The sequence below is a fragment of the Longimicrobium sp. genome, from assembly GCF_036399935.1.
Lineage (GTDB): Bacteria > Gemmatimonadota > Gemmatimonadetes > Longimicrobiales > Longimicrobiaceae > Longimicrobium.
The window spans coordinates 18,026-35,495 of sequence record NZ_DASWMD010000081.1 but is presented as its reverse complement, the minus strand read 5'-3'; the positions used below and the strand labels follow the sequence as shown (position 1 = coordinate 35,495).

Below are 17,470 nucleotides of genomic sequence, written 5' to 3'. Positions count from 1 at the left end.
CTGGAAAGTCTCGGGGAGTCGCGCCCGGTCATTCTTTCCGGGTCTGCTGGAGGATGAGGGCGATCAACGAAACCGCCGTCGCGGCCAGGCCGCTGGCCGGGGCGATGTAGTCGCGAAACACGCTCATCCGGCGCGGGACCAGGATCTGGTCGCCGGAACGCACGGTGATGTTGCCGCCGCCGGCGTCGGCCCGCGTAAGGTCCAGCACCTGCTCGGCGCCGGCCCGCAGCAGGCGCACCCGGTCCAGCCGCCCTCGCTCGCTCGGCCCGCCGGCCACCGCCACCGCCTGGGCGAGCGTGGTGGGCGGCGCGAGCGAGTACAGGTCCGGCTTGCGCACCTCGCCCCCCACGGCCACGCGGAACAGCGGCTCCACCACGAACCGCGGATTGGTTTCCAGGCGCAGCAGGTATTCCATCAGCCGCGCCTCGACCTGCGCCGGGGGCACTCCGGCCACCCGGATGTCGCGGTACAGCGGATGGAGGATGCTTCCGTCCGGGCCCACGGCGAACTCACCGCTCAGCTCCTCCTTGCGCCAGACGGTGATCCGGACCATGTCGCCGGGGGCGAGCATGGAGGTGCTGTCGGCGGAGGAGCTCTGCGCGCGCGCGGCGGGCGCGCAGGCCAGCACGGCGGCCATGCAGGCGGCGATCTTGATCAATCTCATGCCCTGAACGAAGAAATGGGTGCACGCGAACCGGCGTGGGCACGTCGGGGACGCGGCAGCAGACACCGCCCCTTCCCGGCTGCCACCCGGCACGGCACGCAGCACGCAAACCTACAACGAGATACGGTGCACGCGCAACGCGAGGGGGGTGCTCCGCGGTCGCTCCGCGGGCTCGCGGGCGCCCGTCGGAACCCGCGGGCCGGCGTGTGGAAGGGAGTACACGCCTCCCCCGCGCAACGATCCACCCCGGGCGGCCAGGCGGCCTTCACGAGGCTCCGGCCACCGCGACCGCATGCGCCTGCAGGAACCCGATGAACTCCCCCGCGATCGCGTCCGCCGAGCCCTCCGAACCCGGCTGCGGAGCGGCGAGCACCAGGCAGAGCCTGCCTCGATCCACGCGCGCCGCCGTGAAGATCACCATGGCATCGGTCCGCACCGCGACCCGGAAGATCGCGTCGGAGATCCGCAGGGCTCCGACGGCGGTTTCGAACCGGGTGGTCTTCCTCACGGTGGCGGCCACCCTGTCGATCATGGCGCAGACGATGGCCCCCTCGCGGAGACGCCGGGCGACCACCCGCATGATGTTGGGGGAAGGCGGCACGGTGTCGGCGAAGGCGCCGGTGCCCGCCACTTCCATCCGCCCGGCGTTCGCGACGGCAACGGGTGAATGCCCCCGGTCGTGGAGGTACCGCAGGATCAGGAGCGACAGGAGGGCGTGGGGCGCCACGATGACGGTGCCGCGCCCGGAAGCCAGCGCCGCATCGAGGAGGTCGGCACCCTCGACCCGCAGCCGGAGATCGAACGGGGTCCCGCTGGCGATCATGCACCGGATCAGAAGGTGCACGCACAGGTCCCGCTCGGAGTTCAACGGAAAGCGGAGCTTTCCGAAGGCCCAGGTTCGCCGCAGCGCGGGTGCCAGAACTCCGGCGAGGTGCACGGCGGCGCCAAGGCGATAACGGCCGGGGACGATGCGCATCCCGAGCCCCACCAGGCGCCCGGCGGTCGCCGAAATCTTTCTGTTCAAACGGATCGTTCCGATGTCGGGCCCAACAAGGCCGATGAGGTGCTCGGACCCGGCGGCGAGCACTCCCTCGCCGCGGCCGGAGCTGCCGGCCCGGCGAGCGGGCGGCCATTTTTCACCACCCGCTAGCGCCCGTCCAGGTACGCCCGGTGCCAGAGCTCCAGCGTGAGCAGGGCCCACAGACGGTGCGCGTGGTCGCGCCGGCCGCCCTGGTGCTCGTCCACCAGCCGGCGCACGATTTCCGGCCGGAAGTACCCGCGGCCCAGCGCCACGGGCGAAAGCAGCGTTTCGCGCAGGTAGCCGGCCAGCTCTCCGCGGAACCACCGGCCCAGCGGCACCCCGAAGCCGTGCTTGCGCCGGTGGATGATCTCGCGCGGCACCACCCCCTCCATCGCCCGCTTCAGCAGGTGCTTCGTGGTGCCGCCCTTCAGCTTGAGCGCCGAAGGGAGCGACGCCGCGAACTCGATGAGCGTGTGGTCCAGGAACGGGCTGCGCGCCTCGAGCGAGGCGGCCATCGTCATCCGGTCCGTCTTCACCAGCAGGTCGCCGGGCAGGTACGTGTGGGCGTTCACGTACAGCAGCTGCCCGATCAGGTCCGCGTGCGCCGCCGGGGCGAAGTACCCGGCGAAGTGCGAGGCCGGGTCCGCCGCCCCCTGCGGCTCTCCGGCCAGCATCTCGCGGATGGAGGCGGGCGAGAAGATGCCCACCCATCCCAGGTATCGCTCGGCGAGGGGCAGCGGCGCGCTTTCCACGAACCGCCGGGCGCGCCGGACGAACCCGCGGTACCCGGTGGACTCGGGCAGGGCCCGGAGCGCGGCCTCGAGCGCCGCCCGCAGCGGCGCGGGAGCCCGGCGGTACCGCTCGGCCATGCGCGCCGCGGCGAACCGCTCGTACCCGGCGAACAGCTCGTCGCCGCCGTCGCCGGTGAGCGCCACCGTCACGTGCTCGCGCGTCAGGCGCGACACCAGGTAGGTGGGCAGCGCCGACGAGTCGGCGAACGGCTGGTCGTGGTGCTTCACCAGCAGCGGCAGCAGGTCCAGGGCGTCGGGCGTCACCACGAATTCGTGGTGCTCGGTCCCGAACGCCCGCGCGGCGCGCCGGGCGTGCTCCAGCTCGTTGAAGGTGGGGTCGCCCTCGAAGCCGATCGCGAAGGTCTTCACCGGCCGGCCGCTGTGCCGGGCCATGTACGCCACCACCGCCGTGGAATCCAGCCCGCCGCTCAGGAACGCGCCCAGGGGCACGTCGCTGACCATGCGCACGCGCACGGCGTCTTCCAGCAGCACGCGCAGGCGCTCCGCGGCCTCGGCCTCGCCTATCGCGGCGGGGCGGGGGGGCGGCAGCCATCCGTCCCAGTACCGCTGGACCTGCACCCGGCCGTCGGCCTCGACGACGAGCGTATGCCCCGGGGGGAGTTCGCGGATCCCCTCGAACATCGTGTACGGCGCGGGCACGTAGCCGTGGGCCAGGTACAGCGGAAGCATCCGCCGGTCCATCCGCCGCGGCACGCCCGGGTGCGCCAGCAGCGCCTTGATCTCGGAGCCGAAGACGAACCGCGCCCCGTCGTGGTAGTAGAAGAGCGGCTTCTTGCCCACGCGGTCGCGCGCCAGGAACAGCCGCTCGGTGGCGGCGCCCCCGCCGGCGGTGTGGGCCACGCAGAAGGCGAACATCCCGCGCAGCCGGCTCACGGCCTCCGGCCCCCACTCCTGGTACGCCGTGAGCACCACCTCGGTGTCCGAGCGGGTGGCGAACCGGTGCCCCCTGCCCTGCAGCTCGCGCCGCAGCTCGGCGAAGTTGTACGCCTCGCCGTTGTAGACGATGGAAAGCCGCCCGCCGTCACCGGAAAGGGGCTGCTGGCCGCACGCCAGGTCGATGATGGCCAGGCGCGACATGGCGATGGCCGCGCCCCCCGCCACCAGGGCGCCGGCCTCGTCGGGCCCGCGGTGGGCCAGCGTGCCGTTCATGGCCTCGACCCGTGCCCGGTGCCCGGGCCGGGGCCCGCCGAACTCCCAGAAGCCGCAGATGCCGCACATGTGCCGTCAGCCCCCGGCGGCTTCGGCCACCCGTGCGGGCCTGGGCGCGCGCGGGCCGAGCAGCCGGTAGTACACCTGGTTGATGCGCTCCACCATCAGGTCCACGCCGAAGTGGGCGGCTACGAACTCGCGCCCGGCGCGGCCCATGGCGTCGCGCCGGGCCGGATCGCCGAAGAGCTCCACCACGCGCGCCGCCAGCCCGTCGGCGTCCAGGGCGGGCACCAGGTACCCCGACTGGCCGTCGCGCACCACCTCCGGCGCTCCGTCCAGGTTGAACGCGACCACGGGCTTGCCCACGGCCAGCGCCTGGGGGATGACCCGCGCGATCCCCTCGCGAAGCGACGTATGCACCACCACGTCCATGGCCTGGATGTGGCGCGCCACGTCGTCCGGGGGCACCAGCCCGGCGAACACGGTGCGCCCGGCGATGCCCAGCTCGCGCGCCCGGGCCTGCAGCGACTCGCGAAGCTCGCCGTCGCCCACCAGCAGGAACCAGGCGTCGGGCCGGGCGGCGGCCACCCGCGCCGCCGCGTCGAAGAACTGCTCGTGCCCCTTGAGCGGGAACAGCCGGGCGATCTTGCCCATCACGGGCACGCCCGGCGGAATGCCCACGAGCGCCTTCGCCTGGTCGGGCGAAAGGCGCCCGCCCACCGACAGGAACGGGTCGAGGTCCATCCCGCTGAAGATGGTGACGTGCTGCTCGGGGCGCCCGACCCCGGCGGCCAGCGCCCCCTGCGCCGTGCGGTCGTTGACGCTGATCAGCACGTCGGTCATGGGGGCGCACAGCCGCTTGAGGCCGATGTACACCCGGTTCTGCCAGGCCTTCTGGTACTCGTGGAAGACCAGGCTGTGAAGGGTGTGCACCACCACCGGAACGCGCGCCATGCGCGCGGCCATGCGCCCCAGGATTCCCGCCTTGGACGAGTGGGTGTGCACCACGTCGTAGCGGCCCCTGCGGATGAAGCGGTACAGCTCCCACAGGGCGCGCGCGTCCACGCCGGGCCGGATGGGCCGGATGAGCGAGGGCATGACCACCAGGTCCACCCCCGCGGCGCGGGCGCGGTCGTGAAGGTCGCCCTCCTTGCCGTCGCCCACCCCGGTGAGCAGCGTCACCTGGAACCCGGGGGTGCGCTGCTGGCCGATGACCGTGAACAGCGTGTTCTCCTGCGCGCCCCCCAGGATCATGCGGGTGATGACGTGCAGCACCCGCACCGGGCGGGCGCCGGACTCAGGGACGGGCAACGGCGATCCAGTCACGGCCAAGGTCGATCAGGGAAACCCGGTCGCGCGCAAAGCCCGCCCGGTCGAACAGGTCGCGCACCTCGTGGTGCGCGTAGAAGCGAACGAACCCGCGTTCGTACACGAAGCGCAGCTTGCGAACCGGCACCCGGTAGTCCCACCGCTTGGGGAACGAGGCGAAGATGCGGCCCTTGCACATGGCCTTCATCTTCTGCAGGTGCGGCAGCGGCTCGTCCAGGTAGTCGAAGTACCCGGTGGCGATCGCCACGTCGAACTTCTCGTCGCTGCGGAACTCCAGGAACGCGGCCACGTGGAACTCGCAGCGGTCCGCCAGTCCGGCCGCCTCGGCCTCCGAGCGCGCCAGGCGGATCATTTCCTCCGAAACGTCGACGCCCACCACCCGGGCCGCGCCCTCGGAGGCCATCGTCATGGAGTAGCGGCCGGGGCCGCACCCCGCGTCGAGCACCGTCCACGGCCCGTTCTGGGGGGCCAGGTTGCGGATCAGGTTGAAGCGCTGCACCACCACCTGGCGAAAGCGGTCCATCACCTTGTGGTGAAGCGGTTTCTCCGTTTCGTAGATGGTGTCGAAACGGTGGGCGTCCTTGTCAAAGTGCCGCTGAACGATATCGAGCTTCCCCGCCATCCATGACCTCCTTCAGAGTGGTGAACGAAAAGTCTCCCAGCAGCCGTTCCAGCTTGGGAACGGTGGTCCCGATGCGGGCGTAGTGGGTCAGGCGCGGCTTCCAGTGAAAACGGATCCGCGGGTGCCCGGGATCGAGCTCCCACGGGTGAATGTAGAAAATTACCGGCCGCCCGTCGCGCTCGGCCGCGCGGAAGTTGGCCCGCGTGAGCGCGTACGGGTAGATGCGCAGGTACGCGCCCCCGGACACGGGAATGGCGCGCCCCATCACCTGGCGCACCGACAGGGGGTACTCGCGGATGATGCCCGACGGGGTGGCCACGTCGCGCGGCTCCTGCCCGTAGTCCGGAATGCCGTACCGCCAGTTCACCACGGGAAAGATGCTGGAGTCGTTGCTGAACCCCAGCTCGGCCAGCACGTCGAGCGCCCACAGGGACCGCCGCGTGACGCTGAAGTACGCCGCCCGGTAGGCCGCCACCGGGGCGCCCGTGACCTTGGAGATGGCGTCGCACGCCCGCCGCGTCTCGTCGCGGAAGCGTTCGGGCGTCATCTCGTACACCAGGTCGTGCGACCACCCGTGGCAGCCGATCTCGTGCCCCGCCCGCACCGTGCGCCTCAGCACCTCGGGATGCTCTTCGGCGGCGGGGCCCAGCCAGTAGAAGGTGCCCCGCACGCCGCGCCGGTCGAGCAGTTCCAGGAGCACGTCCATCGCGTGGGGGAGCCGCTTTTCCGCCGCCGCCTTCGCCCCGGGCGCGATGGGGATGGCCTGGTACCAGTCCTCGACGTCGACGGTGAAGGCGTGGCGCACCGGCGCGGCCGTCATGCGCCGGCGGACTCCGGCTTGCGCCCGCACGCGATCCAGCCGAAGTGCGGCTCCACGCGCACGTCCTCCAGCCCCGCCCGGTGAAACCACTCCTCTACCTGGGCGCGGCTGTACCGGAACTCCAGCGGCGCCGAGAGGCGGTCGAACTGGTCGTTGTAGCACACCTTGAACGGGTACTGCGCGTACACCTGCAGCGGGAACTCGGCGACCAGGCCCCGGGTGGCCCGGTGGCGCGACAGGTACCGGTACGGGAGCACGAAGGTGGCGTAGCCGCCGGCCGCCGTGACCCACGCCACCTTGTCGAGCAGGGGGTACGGCATGCGGACGGTCAGCCGCCGGAACGCGCGGACCGCGCGCAGCAGCCCGCGCTTCCAGGCCGGGGCATCCTCGAGCGCCCAGTAGAGGTACACGTGGATGGTCCCGCCGGGGCGCAGCAGCCGCAGCAGGCTCCGAAAGCCGGCCTCGGGGTCGGGAAGGTGGTGAAGCACCCCGATGCTGCAGACGAAGTCGAACGACTCCGCCCGCAACGGAGGATGGTCGATATCGGCCTGCGCGAGCGCCAGGTTTTCCACCCCGCGGGTGTTGCGCTGCGTCACGCGGATGGCGTCGCCCAGGTCGATGGAAACCACCCGCCGGGCCAGCTTGGCCAGGTAGAAGGTGTGCCGGCCCATCCCGCTTCCCGCTTCGAGGACCTGCTTGCCGGCGAAGAACCCGTCGGGGAAGAACCGGAAGTAGCCGCGGAAGTTCGCTTCCCATTCTTCGGGGGGCGCGCTGAAGCGGTCCCACTCGTACGCGAAGCTTTCGGCGGTCTTCCGCTTGACGTCCACTGCACTCATAGCCGCGCACTTCCTGTCACAAGGACGGAGCGATAGAAATCCAGGGTCTTCTGCACCATCGCGTCCACCGTGAACTCGTCCTCCAGCCGCCCACGCCCCCGCGCGCCCATGCGCCGCCCCTGCTCGGGGTCGGCCAGCACCCGGAGCACCGCGCCGGCCAGGGCGCCGGGATCGCGCGGGGGGACCAGGAGGCCGGTTTCGCCGTCCTCGATGATCTCGGGGATGGCGCTCACCCGGCTGGCGACGACGGGGCGCGCCGCCGCCATGGCCTCCAGGCACACCATCCCGAACCCCTCGAAGAGCGACGGGATCACGGCCACGTCGAACTGGCGGGTGAGGTGGGGAACGTCGGTCCGGTACCCGAGGAAGTGGACCCGGCCGGCGATGCCCAGCTCCGCCGCGAGCGCCTCCAGGCTCCCCCGCAGCCCGCCTTCGCCCACCACCACCAGCCGCGTGTCCGGCACCTCGTCCATGACGCGGCGCATGGCGCGCAGCAGGTACACGTGCCCCTTCTGCTCGACCAGGCGCCCCACGATCCCCACCACCCGGTCCACGGGGGCGGCCCCGATCAGGGCTCGCAGGTCGGCGGCCCCGCCCCGGTCGTCGGCCTGCATCCCGTAGTGGATCACGTGCAGGCGGCCCCGGGGAACGCGCATCTCGCGGTGGACGAATTCGGCCACCGCCTCGGAGATGCACACCACGCCGGCGCAGAGCCGGGCCGTGAGCGCGTCGGCCTGGCGCACGCCGGGCCTCAGGTGGTCCGGGTCGTCGCAGTGGTAGGTGGAAACGACGGGGCGCCCGGCCAGCCGCGCGGCCGGGCGGGCGTACAGGTCGGCGTGCAGCAGGTGGGTGTGCACGGCGTCGAACCCGCCGCGCCGGACGTAGCGCGCCAGCCGAAGCGGCAGCGTGGCGTCCAGGTGCCCGCGCAGCTCCATGGTGTCGGCCGGCACCCCCGCGTCGCGCATGCGCCGCAGGAACTCCTCGGCCCCGCCTTCCGGGCCCACCAGGGCCAGCATCGTGATCCGGACCCCGCCGTCGTGCAACCGGGGCAGCAGCGTCAGCAGGTGCCCCTCGGAGCCCGCGATCCCGTTCACCTTCTGCACGTGCAGCACCTTCAACCCGGGCCCCCTCGCCGCCGCGGCACGCCGCGGCGGCGACTCAGGCGCGCCGGCGGGCATGGACGTACAGCACGAGGAAGCAGTGCCGCGCGCGCTCCCGAACCTCGGGGCGCGCATTCAGCGCGTCTTCGAGTTCGAACCAGCGCTGGGCGAAGGCGTTCCGCTCGGCGGGGGGAAGCACCTGGCCGTAGATGTACTTGAGCTCCGGGATGTTGTAGTAGCCGAAGCTCACCACCTCCAGCCCCGCCCGCCGGCACGCGGCCTCGACCTCGTGGTCGAACCAGGGCAGGTCGTAGTGGCGCTCCCGCCCCACCACGCTCAGCGCCTTCTTCACCACGTTCTTGGCGAGCCGGACCGGCTCCGACGGGGTGAACCGCGAAAGCCAGTGCGCGGAATCGAGGGTGAAGAACACGTCTCCGCCGGGGCGGACCACGGTGCCCACCTGCTTCATGAACAGGTCCAGCCGCGCCACGTGCTCCAGCACCTGCGTGGCGACGAGCGCGTCGAACGAATCGGGCGAGAAGAGGTCGGTCAGGCCGTAGCCGCTCCCCGTGTGCAGGCTCACCCGGCTGCCCCATCCCTGCTCCCGGACCACGGCCATTCCCCGCTCGATGTCGGCGACGTCGACCCCGGTGAGGTGGAACGAGGTGCCCTCGAGCAGGGGCCGCCAGAAATCCAGCGGCTGCGGGCCGATGCACCCGATGTCGAGCACCCGGAGATCCGGACGGCGGTCGATCAGCGACCGAAGCTCGTGCTGGACCTTCACCTTCCCAACGTTTCCCGTCACCGTCCAGCCGCCCGTGTACAGTTCGGGCCACGGCTTCGTCATCTGGCGTCTCTTGCTGCGGGTGAAATTTCCGGGTTCGCGCAGCGGCCAGACCCGGGGGCGCGCCGGCGGCGTTCGCCCCTCACGCCGGGCCCTCGTCCCGGAACACGTGCAGGTCGTCGCGGCAGCTCGCCGGATCGAAGGCGGCGATCCGCTTCTTCTCGTACCGGTAGTTCGGGCGCTTGCGGCAGATGGAGTACAGGCTGGCGCTGATCCCGGTGGTCGTGCGCGCGACGAACGGATGCACGCGCAGGGGACCCGGCGAAAGCTGCTCCAGCACCTCGAACCCGGCTCGTTCCAGGGTGAGCCGCGCCGTCATGGGCGTGAAGAAGTTCACGTGCTCCACGGCGTTCCACCCCGCCAGGTCCAGTGCGCTCCACGCCCACTTCGTGAGCGTGGGGGGCACCACCGGGTGGCCGATGGCCAGGATCCCGTCGGCCGCGAGCAGCCGGTAGCAGCGGGCCAGGAACAGGTGCGGCGCCACCAGGTGCTCGAACAGCGCGTTCGTGTGGATGGCCTCGAACGAGCCGGCCGGCAGCGTGCCGAGTTCGTCCTCGACGTTCATCCGGTGTGTCTGGAACCCCAGGGCGGTCGTGAACGCGGCCGCGTCTTCGCGCGCCTCCACGCCCTGGCTCCCCGGTCCCCAGTAGAACAGGTGCATCCCGAAGGAGCTGCCGATCTCGAGAACCTTCTTCTGCGCGAAGGAGTACCGCGCCCCGAGGTACGGGATGATCACCCGGGGAGAGGTGAAATGCGCCTTCAGGATCCTGGCCGTGCTATCCGGTGAAAGGGGTGACGATTGACGTACCCGGTCCCGCACCTCGTCGATGTCGATCGCGAATCGTTGGCCCACCTGGATGCTCTTCGAACGTGGTTTCCATCCTGTCCGCGCCGCGCGCGCGGGTGCGGACGCACCTTATGCACGCCACGCGCCTCTAGCGCGTCGCCCACGCCAGCCAGCGCAGCGGGCTCCGCGTGGGAAGGCGGGAGTCGAGCGCGTTGAACACCCGCATGGCGAGCCCGCTCGAAAGCACCGCGTGCCGCACGGGCAGCGGAACCAGCCCCGACAGGAGGCGGTAGGGCAGGCCGCCGAACGGCTCCACCTCCACCTTGCTGAAGCGGCGCATCAGCAAGCGCAGCCCGTCGTCGGTGTAGCGGAAGAAGTCGTGGTACCCGCTGGTTCCCGGCGAGGCGTGGAACGGCGCCATGAACGGGGTGGTCAGCAGCAGGTGCGCGCCGGGACGCAGGACCCGGTGCATCTCGTCGATGGCCGCCTGCGGCTCGTGCAGGTGCTCCAGGACTTCGAGGCAAAAGATACCGCCGGCGGACCCGGTGGCAAAGGGCAGGGCGTGGATGTCGCCGTCCACGTGCACGTTGCGGTCGCCGTGCTCGCTGGAGGAATGGTATCCCATGGCCACGTAGCGGGGCCCGAAGCTCTTCGCGAAAGGCTTCAGCTCCTTGCGGTACCGGAAGTTGGTCCCCAGGTCGAGCACGGGGTCGGCCTTCGCGAGGAGATCGACCCGCTCGCGAAACATGGGATAGAAGTGTTCCCGTCCGTAAAGCATGGCTCAGGGGTCCGAAGGTTCGAGCGAAGCGCGGGCGGCCCGGGTGCCGCCGGTCACCTCGCCAATGATGCGCAGCAGCAGCCGGGCCCACCGGTCGAGCGAGTGGTCCGCCACCACGGTGTCGCGCAGCCGCATTCCCAGGGCCCGGCGCTCGGCGGCCCCGCGGCCCGCGAGGCGCTCCAGCTTGTCGGCCAGGTCGGCGGCGTCGCCCTGGCGGAACACCAGGCCGGGGGCATCGCCGCCCAGGATGCCGGTGAAGGTCTCGTTGCTGGCGACCAGCGGCACGCCGCAGGCGAGCGCCTCGAGCGCCGCCTTGTCGGGGGCGCCCGTCGGGCAGCCGTTGAACGCAACGTCGGCGTCCACGTAGCACGAGGGAACCTCGCGGAACGCCATGGCGCCGCGGAACCGCACGTGCTCCTGCAGCCCCGCGCGCCGGACCATGCCCTCCAGCTCGGCGCGGTAGGCCTCGTCCGAAGGAATGCACACGTCGCCCACCAGCTCCACGCGCAGCTCCGTGCGGCCCCGCCGGTTCACCAGCTCGTCGGCGGCCGCCACCAGCGTTCCCAGGTCCTTGATGGGCGACAGCCGGCCCACGTGCACCACGGTGAAGGCGTCCGCGGGCGCCGGCGTGCCCCGCGGCGCCGGAACGAACACGTCGGTGTCCACCCCCTGCCCCACCACGTGCAGCTTGGTGCTCGGAATGCGGAAGGCGTTGGGCATGGAGGTCATTTCCCGGTCCACCAGCCGGTGCGCGACCCGCAGGATGCGGGGGACGTGGCCGTGCGCGTACCAGAGCACGGTCGGAACGCGGTACAGCTTGAGCAGCGGCGCCGCCATCACGGCGAAGAGGGGAACCATGTGGGCGAAGCAGGCGTCCACCGGGTCGCGGCGGAGCGTGCGCCCCACGAGGCGGTAGAACTCCAGCGCGCGCCTGGGCTCGCTGAACCCCCGCTCCTTTCCCATGGAGAGCACGCGCACGTTGTCGCGCACCCGGTACGTCCCGGCGACCATGGTGACCACCGTCACCCTGTCCACGTACCGCGCGAAGGCGTTGACCCAGTCGATGGTGAAGGCGAGCAGCGGATCGCCCTCGTCCATCTTCATGTTGAACCACAGAACGTGCATGAGAATTCCTTCAGGCCCGCGGCGCGGACGCGTACTGCTGGAGCCACAGTTCCAGGCAGAGCAGGTTCCACAGCCGCGGCCAGTGGTCGGCGCGCCCGGCGACGTGGTCGGCCAGCAGGCCATCCACCACGTCCAGGTCGAAAAGCCCCCGCGTGCGGAACGACCGCGAGGCGAATACGTCGTGCACGAACTCCCGGTACCGTCCCTCGCGCATCCAGCGGCCCACCGGGATGCTGAAGCCCATCTTCTGCCGGTGGATCACGTCGCGGGGCAGGTAGCGCTCCGCCACCTTCTTGAGCAGGTACTTCGTGGTCCCCCCCCGAACCTTGAACTCGAACGGAATGCGGGCGGCCAGCTCCACGAGCAGGTGGTCGGCGAAGGGCGAGCGGGCCTCCAGCGAGTTCATCATCGACATGCGGTCGACCTTCACGAAGAACAGGTCGGGAAGCATGTCCAGCAGCTGCGAGTACATGATGCTCTCCACCGCGCTGTCGCCGTCGTACTCGTTCACCAGCTCCCTGCGGCGCGACCCGTCCAGCGCGGGCTGCATCAGCCTGCGCCCCCCGTCGCTGAGAAGCGCCCGCCACCCGTCCACGTCCGGCGAGGAAAGCGCCACGAACAGGTCGGCCGGGTGGGAATAGCTCGGGCCCAGGCGGCGCGTGAAGTTCTTGGCCCTGCGCACCGCCTGCGGCAGCCGCGCGCGGCTGTCGGAGTGCGGGACGCCGGCCGCCGCCCGGCTGAGCGCGCGCCGGACGAGCGAAGGCACCCGCTGGTACGCCAGCGCGCCCTTCATCGCCAGGTACCACTCGTATCCCCCGAAGCTCTCGTCGCCCCCGTCGCCCGTGAGCGCCACCGCCACGTGCTGCCGCGCCAGCCGCGACACGTAGTGGGTGGGCACCGCCGAGGCATCGGCGAACGGCTCGTCGAGGTGGTAGACGATGCTGCGCAGGATTTCCGGCTCGTCGGGCTCGATGACGAACTCGTGGTGGTCGGCCCCCACGTGCCGGGCCACGCGGCGGGCGTACGGCAGCTCCGAGAACTGCTGGTCGGCGAACCCGATGGAGAACGTCTTGACCGGCGCGCTCATCTCGCGGGCCATCAGGGCCACCACCAGCCCCGAATCCACCCCGCCGCTCAGAAAGGCGCCCAGGGGCACGTCGCTCATCAGCCGCACCCGCACCGCGTCGGCGAGCACGCGCTCCACCTCGTCCAGGTACTCCCGCTCCGTGGCGCGCCACTTGTCGGCGAACGACGGGCGCCAGTAGCGGACGGTGCGAACCGCCCCCTGATCGTACACCAGGTAGTGGGCGGGCGCCAGCTTCTGCACGCCCCTGACCGCGCACGACGGGCTGGGCACCCGGTTGTACACCAGGTACCGGCCGATCGCCGTCCAGTCCACCTCCGGCGCCACCACGCCGCTGGCGAGCAGGGCCTTGAGCTCGGAGGCGAACACCAGCCGCCCGCCGTGCTCGGCGTAGTAGAGGGGCTTCTTCCCCAGGCGGTCGCGCGCGAGCACCAGGCGCTGCCGCTTTCCGTCCCACAGGGCCAGCGCGAACATGCCGCGCAGGTGCGTCACGAAGTCGTCGCCGTACTCCTCGTACAGGTGCGGGACGACGGCGACGTCGGAGTGCGACGCGAAGACGTGCCCCCTGCGCTCCAGGTCGCGCCGCAGCTCGGCGTGGTTGTAGATCTCGCCGTTGCAGACCACCGACACGGAGCCGTCCTCGTTGGCGAGCGGCTGCTGGCCGCAGGCCAGGTCGATGATGCTGAGCCGCCGCATTCCCAGCACGCACGCACCGAGCGCCGCCACCCCCTCGTCGTCGGGGCCGCGGTGCACCAGCGCCGAGCACATGACGCGGGTGCGCGCCAGCGCGTCGTCCGCGGCGCCGGCCACGCCGGCGAGCCCGGCGATTCCGCACATCTACGCGGCTTCCGCGGCCGACGCGGGGCGGGTCGCGTGGATGGTCCACGCCCCCCCCGTGCTTTCCACGTCGAACCCGGCGAGGTCCGGGCGGCTCCAGCGCAGCAGCTCTTCGCGGTTGTAGACGTGGTTGTACGGGTTCAGCAGGTTGTCCATCCAGAAGCGCCTCAGCTTGCGGACCGGAAAGCGGTACGGGAAGATGGGACGGGCAAGCGGCGCCACCGCCCGCGACCCCACGGCGTACACCGCGCACAGCTTCCACAGCAGCGCCGGCGACAGGCGCGAGTGCCAGTCGCGAAATGCGCAGCTCATGCGATACAGGGTGGGGTGGCTGCTCCGGAACCGGTCGCCGTACACCCAGACGTGGATCTCGCCGCCGGGCGCCACCCGCGCGGCGCACTCGTCGAAGGCCCGCTGCGGGTCGGGGGTGTGGTGCAGGACCCCGTGCGAAAGGACGAAGTCGGCGATGCCCGGACGCAGGGGAAGGTCGAAGACGCTGGCCTGCACGAGCAGGACCCGGGTGGCCAGCTCCTCGCGGGTGAACTGCCGCGCGGCGAAGTCCAGGCTCGACGTGAGGTCGACCCCGACGATGCGGGTGTCCGGTCCCGCGTGCAGCGACAGGTTCTTGAGCATTCCCCCGATCCCCACCCCCACCTCCAGCGCCAGCTTGCGGTGCTTCAGGTTGCCGGCCGGGTACAGCAGCCGGAACGTCTTGCCCACCGTGGCCAGCGTCTTCTCGGCGACCTTGGGGTCGGAGTAGGCCAGCTCGTACAGGTTGCGGTGCTGGAAGTCGTACGACCGCATGGTGATCTTCTGCCCCTCCCACTGCACGGCTTCGCCGTACTCGAGCGAAAGCGCCCGCTTGGCCCCCGCCGTCAGGCGGTGCCAGTGCAGCTGCACGAAGCTCTTCCGCTCCTCGCCCAGGAGGAAGCGGGGGATCCCGTCGATCACCGGATAGCTAAGCCCGCACTCCGCCTTCGCGCAGCGGATCAGTCCCTGTCCGTCGTCCGTCATCTCCTCCACCGACAGGGCACCGGCACAGCGGGGGCACTGGAGAAGCGCATCGAGTTCGGTCAGCCACCACATGTCAGTCTCCCTGATCGGGCCGCGCCGCGCGGCGCAGCATCTGGATGAAAGCATCGATCCCGCGGTCGCGGTCGAACGTTTCCAGCACCCGCCGCTGGCCGTTCCCGCCCATGCGCAGGGCGGTTTCGGGATCGTCGAACAATGAGATCACGCGCTCCGCCAGGGCGCGGGGATCGTCCACCGGCGTCACGAACCCGGTTTCGCCGTCCCTGACGATCTCCTGTCCGGGAACCGCCGTGGTGACGATGGGCAGCCCGGCCGCCGCGGCCTCGAGCATCACCTTGCTCAGCCCCTCGTAGACGGAGGTGTGCGTGTACACCGTGCTCAGCTGGTAGTAGGCGGGCAGCTCCGCGTGGGGAACGCCGTCCTGCAGCCAGATCACGCGCGGGTCCGCGGCGGCGGCCTGCAGCGCCCCGACGTCGTCCGCGTCGGGGGCGCGCTTTCCGACGACGAGGAGCCGGGCGCGCGGGTGCCGCGCGGCGACGTGGCCGAACGCCTCGACCAGCACGGGCAGGCGCTTCACGGGCACCGGCCGCCCCACCCACAGCATCACCGGCGCATCCGCCGGAATTCCCAGTTGCTCCCGCAGCGCCGCCGCGCGCTCCGGCTGCGGCTCGGCGAAGCGCCGCACGTCGGTGGGGGTGCCCAGGACCGTCACCCTGGCCCGGGGAATCCCCAGGCGCTCCACGTACACGTCGCGCTGTACCGGGTTCACCACCCGCCAGGCGTCGGCGCGGGGAAGCACGAACTCGGCGACCCGGTGCAGGAGCCGGAAGTACAGGGGCCGCTCGCCCACCCACCCCGGGTTCTCCAGGAAGTTGGAGTGGTTCCCGATCACCAGCGGCGTGCCGTACCGGCGCCGTACCCACAGCCCCACCAGCGCCGTTCCGAACGGGTCCTGCGCGTACACCACGTCGGGCGTGAAGCGGCGGGCTTCGTCGCGCACGATGGCGGCGGCGTCCCGAAAGTAGTGCAGGTGGCTTCGCGAACGGGTCGGATGCACGTGCACCCGGCCGCCGAACACCTGCGGGCCCAGCCGGCTGCCCCGCGAGGTGTAGGTGACGTAGTGGATGCGTCCTTCCATCCGCTCCGCGTACGCGGCCAGCCGCGGGAGGGTGTCTCCGACGGGTTCGCCCATCCCGAGCAGGAGCGCGTTCATCGCCCGCGAGCCCCGGAGGGGGCCGCCGCGGGGCAGACATCGGGCCACCCGTTCCCGAGCGGCCTCACCGCAGCCACACGTACACCATCATGGTGGCGCTGATGGCCACCGTGTATCCCGCGGCCCATACACCCGCCATCCGCCGGCCGGCCAGCCACTCGCGGATCCCCGCCGCGGCGAACATCAGGAGCAGCGGCTGGATGGGGAGCCGGGTTCGCCCGGTGGTCACCAGTCCGCTCCCGCTGGCGGCGAGCAGCACCAGCACCCCCACGACGAGGAACAGGAGCATCCGCGCCGACCCTTCGCGCCCCCGGCTCACCCACATGCCGTACGCCACGAACGGGAGCACGAGATACCAGGCGACCATCCCCGGCAGGAGCACGTACAGCGTGGGCTCGGGCGAAAGGACGGCCCACAGGGGAAGCGGGGTGACCATCACCAGGAGAATGCCGAAAGGCAGAAAGATGAAGCTGAGCGGCGGCTCCATGAGCGCGTAGATGGACCCGGCCCGGGGACGCACCATCCGTCCGTAGAAGCCCGACATCTCCGACACGGGGTCCTGGAACATGACGATGGAGCGCGGGAAGATCTGCGCGAGCAGAACGGACGCGAGCGCGAGCAGGACGCTGACCGCCAGCACGCGGCGCACCGTGCCCCCCACCCCGCCCTTGCGCGCACCCCCCGGGTTCAGCAGGAGCGCACCCGCGAGCACCGGCACCAGGTAGAAGCGCGCCAGCGCCAGGTAGGCGCCGAGCAGGCCCAGCACCGCCGCGTGCCGGAACGAGTGGCGCTTTTCACCGCTTTCCTGCAGCCGGGTGCCCGCCCACACGCCGATCATGAGTGCCGCGGTGACGGAAATGTCCTTGAGGTTGCTCCCCGAGTACACGATCTGCTCCGGGTACAGCGCGACCATCAGGGCGGAAAGCCGGGCGGCGGGCTCGGAAAACGCCCGGCGCGCGATCTCGTAGGTGAACACGGGGACGAGCGCGCCCAAAAAGGCGTTGAACGCGCCCATCGCGAGCAGGTCGGGGCCGAACACGCGGAAGATCAGCGCATGCAGCAGGATGTAGCCGGACGCCCCCTGCCAGGCCACGAACTCGGGGAGGGCGCTCCGGTCCGCGCCCCACGCTTCGACCGACCGGATCGCCAGCTGGTGGTACAGCCGCCCGTCGTCGCCCAGGAAGCCCAGCGAAAGGTTCGGATGGTCGACGACCCAGTCGGGAAGGATCTGGGTGAGGAACAGCGCGAACGAGATGCGCAGGCCGAAGGCCGCGACGAACAGAAAGACGAGGAACCCCCGGTCGTGCCGGCCGCCCAGGGCGCGGGAAAGGGCGACCCCGGCCCCGGCCAGGACGAGCACGAAAACGGTGATCAGCACCGGATCACCGGGCCCGCGTCCGCGGACCGGCGCGGGAAG

Annotated in this window: 16 protein-coding genes; all 16 read right to left on the bottom strand. The window is 71.3% G+C overall.

Annotated features, from left to right (window positions below; translation table 11 throughout):
* Nucleotides 1-28: 28 nt before the first annotated feature.
* Nucleotides 29-664, bottom strand: coding sequence for a polysaccharide biosynthesis/export family protein (locus tag VGB24_RS24205; RefSeq protein WP_331075505.1), 636 nt, complete (start codon nt 662-664; stop codon nt 29-31).
* 265 nt (nt 665-929) lie between these two features.
* The gene (locus VGB24_RS24200) at nt 930-1,751 is read right to left on the bottom strand and encodes a hypothetical protein (protein ID WP_331075504.1); all 822 of its coding nucleotides are present in this window, start codon (nt 1,749-1,751) and stop codon (nt 930-932) included.
* Between the two features lie 59 nt (nt 1,752-1,810).
* Entirely contained in the window at nt 1,811-3,715 is a 1,905-nt protein-coding gene (gene asnB, locus VGB24_RS24195; protein ID WP_331075503.1) for an asparagine synthase (glutamine-hydrolyzing), read from the bottom strand.
* Nucleotides 3,716-3,721: 6 nt separating this feature from the next.
* On the bottom strand, nt 3,722-4,957 hold the full coding sequence (locus VGB24_RS24190) for a glycosyltransferase family 4 protein (protein ID WP_331075502.1): 1,236 nt from the start codon (nt 4,955-4,957) through the stop codon (nt 3,722-3,724).
* Entirely contained in the window at nt 4,944-5,597 is a 654-nt protein-coding gene (locus VGB24_RS24185; protein WP_331075501.1) for a class I SAM-dependent methyltransferase, read from the bottom strand. The genes VGB24_RS24190 and VGB24_RS24185 overlap by 14 nt, the downstream gene beginning before the upstream one ends.
* Nucleotides 5,560-6,417 (bottom strand): DUF3473 domain-containing protein, encoded by an 858-nt coding sequence (locus VGB24_RS24180; protein WP_331075500.1) that lies wholly within the window; start codon nt 6,415-6,417, stop codon nt 5,560-5,562. Before VGB24_RS24180 ends, VGB24_RS24185 begins: the two co-directional genes overlap by 38 nt.
* The gene (locus VGB24_RS24175; RefSeq protein ID WP_331075499.1) at nt 6,414-7,253 is read right to left on the bottom strand and encodes a class I SAM-dependent methyltransferase; all 840 of its coding nucleotides are present in this window, start codon (nt 7,251-7,253) and stop codon (nt 6,414-6,416) included. The genes VGB24_RS24180 and VGB24_RS24175 overlap by 4 nt, the downstream gene beginning before the upstream one ends.
* Nucleotides 7,250-8,365: a glycosyltransferase gene (locus VGB24_RS24170; protein WP_331075552.1), complete on the bottom strand. Its 1,116-nt coding sequence runs from the start codon at nt 8,363-8,365 to the stop codon at nt 7,250-7,252. The genes VGB24_RS24175 and VGB24_RS24170 overlap by 4 nt, the downstream gene beginning before the upstream one ends.
* A gap of 46 nt (nt 8,366-8,411) precedes the next feature.
* Nucleotides 8,412-9,200 carry a class I SAM-dependent methyltransferase gene (locus tag VGB24_RS24165; protein ID WP_331075498.1) on the bottom strand — a complete coding sequence of 263 codons (789 nt, stop codon included), beginning with the start codon at nt 9,198-9,200 and terminating at the stop codon, nt 8,412-8,414.
* A gap of 79 nt (nt 9,201-9,279) precedes the next feature.
* A complete protein-coding gene (locus VGB24_RS24160) occupies nt 9,280-9,933 on the bottom strand; it encodes a class I SAM-dependent methyltransferase (protein WP_331075497.1) in 654 nt (217 codons plus the stop codon).
* Nucleotides 9,934-10,132: 199 nt separating this feature from the next.
* Entirely contained in the window at nt 10,133-10,762 is a 630-nt protein-coding gene (locus VGB24_RS24155) for a class I SAM-dependent methyltransferase (RefSeq protein WP_331075496.1), read from the bottom strand.
* A gap of 3 nt (nt 10,763-10,765) precedes the next feature.
* The gene (locus tag VGB24_RS24150; RefSeq protein WP_331075495.1) at nt 10,766-11,887 is read right to left on the bottom strand and encodes a glycosyltransferase family 4 protein; all 1,122 of its coding nucleotides are present in this window, start codon (nt 11,885-11,887) and stop codon (nt 10,766-10,768) included.
* 10 nt (nt 11,888-11,897) lie between these two features.
* On the bottom strand, nt 11,898-13,808 hold the full coding sequence (asnB, locus tag VGB24_RS24145; RefSeq protein WP_331075494.1) for an asparagine synthase (glutamine-hydrolyzing): 1,911 nt from the start codon (nt 13,806-13,808) through the stop codon (nt 11,898-11,900).
* Nucleotides 13,809-14,894, bottom strand: a complete 1,086-nt coding sequence (locus VGB24_RS24140; protein WP_331075493.1) for a methyltransferase domain-containing protein — start codon at nt 14,892-14,894, stop codon at nt 13,809-13,811.
* A gap of 1 nt (nt 14,895) precedes the next feature.
* Nucleotides 14,896-16,053 (bottom strand): glycosyltransferase family 4 protein, encoded by a 1,158-nt coding sequence (locus VGB24_RS24135; RefSeq protein WP_331075492.1) that lies wholly within the window; start codon nt 16,051-16,053, stop codon nt 14,896-14,898.
* 64 nt (nt 16,054-16,117) lie between these two features.
* The gene (locus VGB24_RS24130) at nt 16,118-17,431 is read right to left on the bottom strand and encodes a glycosyltransferase family 39 protein (RefSeq protein WP_331075491.1); all 1,314 of its coding nucleotides are present in this window, start codon (nt 17,429-17,431) and stop codon (nt 16,118-16,120) included.
* Nucleotides 17,432-17,470: the final 39 nt, after the last annotated feature.

Coding starts and splice junctions, on each gene's coding strand:
- VGB24_RS24185 (WP_331075501.1), bottom strand. CDS start 5,597: ATGGCGGGGAAGCTCGATATCGTTCAGCGGCACTTTGACAAGGACGCC.
- VGB24_RS24180 (WP_331075500.1), bottom strand. CDS start 6,417: ATGACGGCCGCGCCGGTGCGCCACGCCTTCACCGTCGACGTCGAGGAC.
- asnB (WP_331075494.1), bottom strand. CDS start 13,808: ATGTGCGGAATCGCCGGGCTCGCCGGCGTGGCCGGCGCCGCGGACGAC.
- VGB24_RS24205 (WP_331075505.1), bottom strand. CDS start 664: ATGAGATTGATCAAGATCGCCGCCTGCATGGCCGCCGTGCTGGCCTGC.
- VGB24_RS24165 (WP_331075498.1), bottom strand. CDS start 9,200: ATGACGAAGCCGTGGCCCGAACTGTACACGGGCGGCTGGACGGTGACG.
- VGB24_RS24155 (WP_331075496.1), bottom strand. CDS start 10,762: ATGCTTTACGGACGGGAACACTTCTATCCCATGTTTCGCGAGCGGGTC.
- VGB24_RS24175 (WP_331075499.1), bottom strand. CDS start 7,253: ATGAGTGCAGTGGACGTCAAGCGGAAGACCGCCGAAAGCTTCGCGTAC.
- VGB24_RS24135 (WP_331075492.1), bottom strand. CDS start 16,053: ATGAACGCGCTCCTGCTCGGGATGGGCGAACCCGTCGGAGACACCCTC.
- VGB24_RS24150 (WP_331075495.1), bottom strand. CDS start 11,887: ATGCACGTTCTGTGGTTCAACATGAAGATGGACGAGGGCGATCCGCTG.
- asnB (WP_331075503.1), bottom strand. CDS start 3,715: ATGTGCGGCATCTGCGGCTTCTGGGAGTTCGGCGGGCCCCGGCCCGGG.
- VGB24_RS24140 (WP_331075493.1), bottom strand. CDS start 14,894: ATGTGGTGGCTGACCGAACTCGATGCGCTTCTCCAGTGCCCCCGCTGT.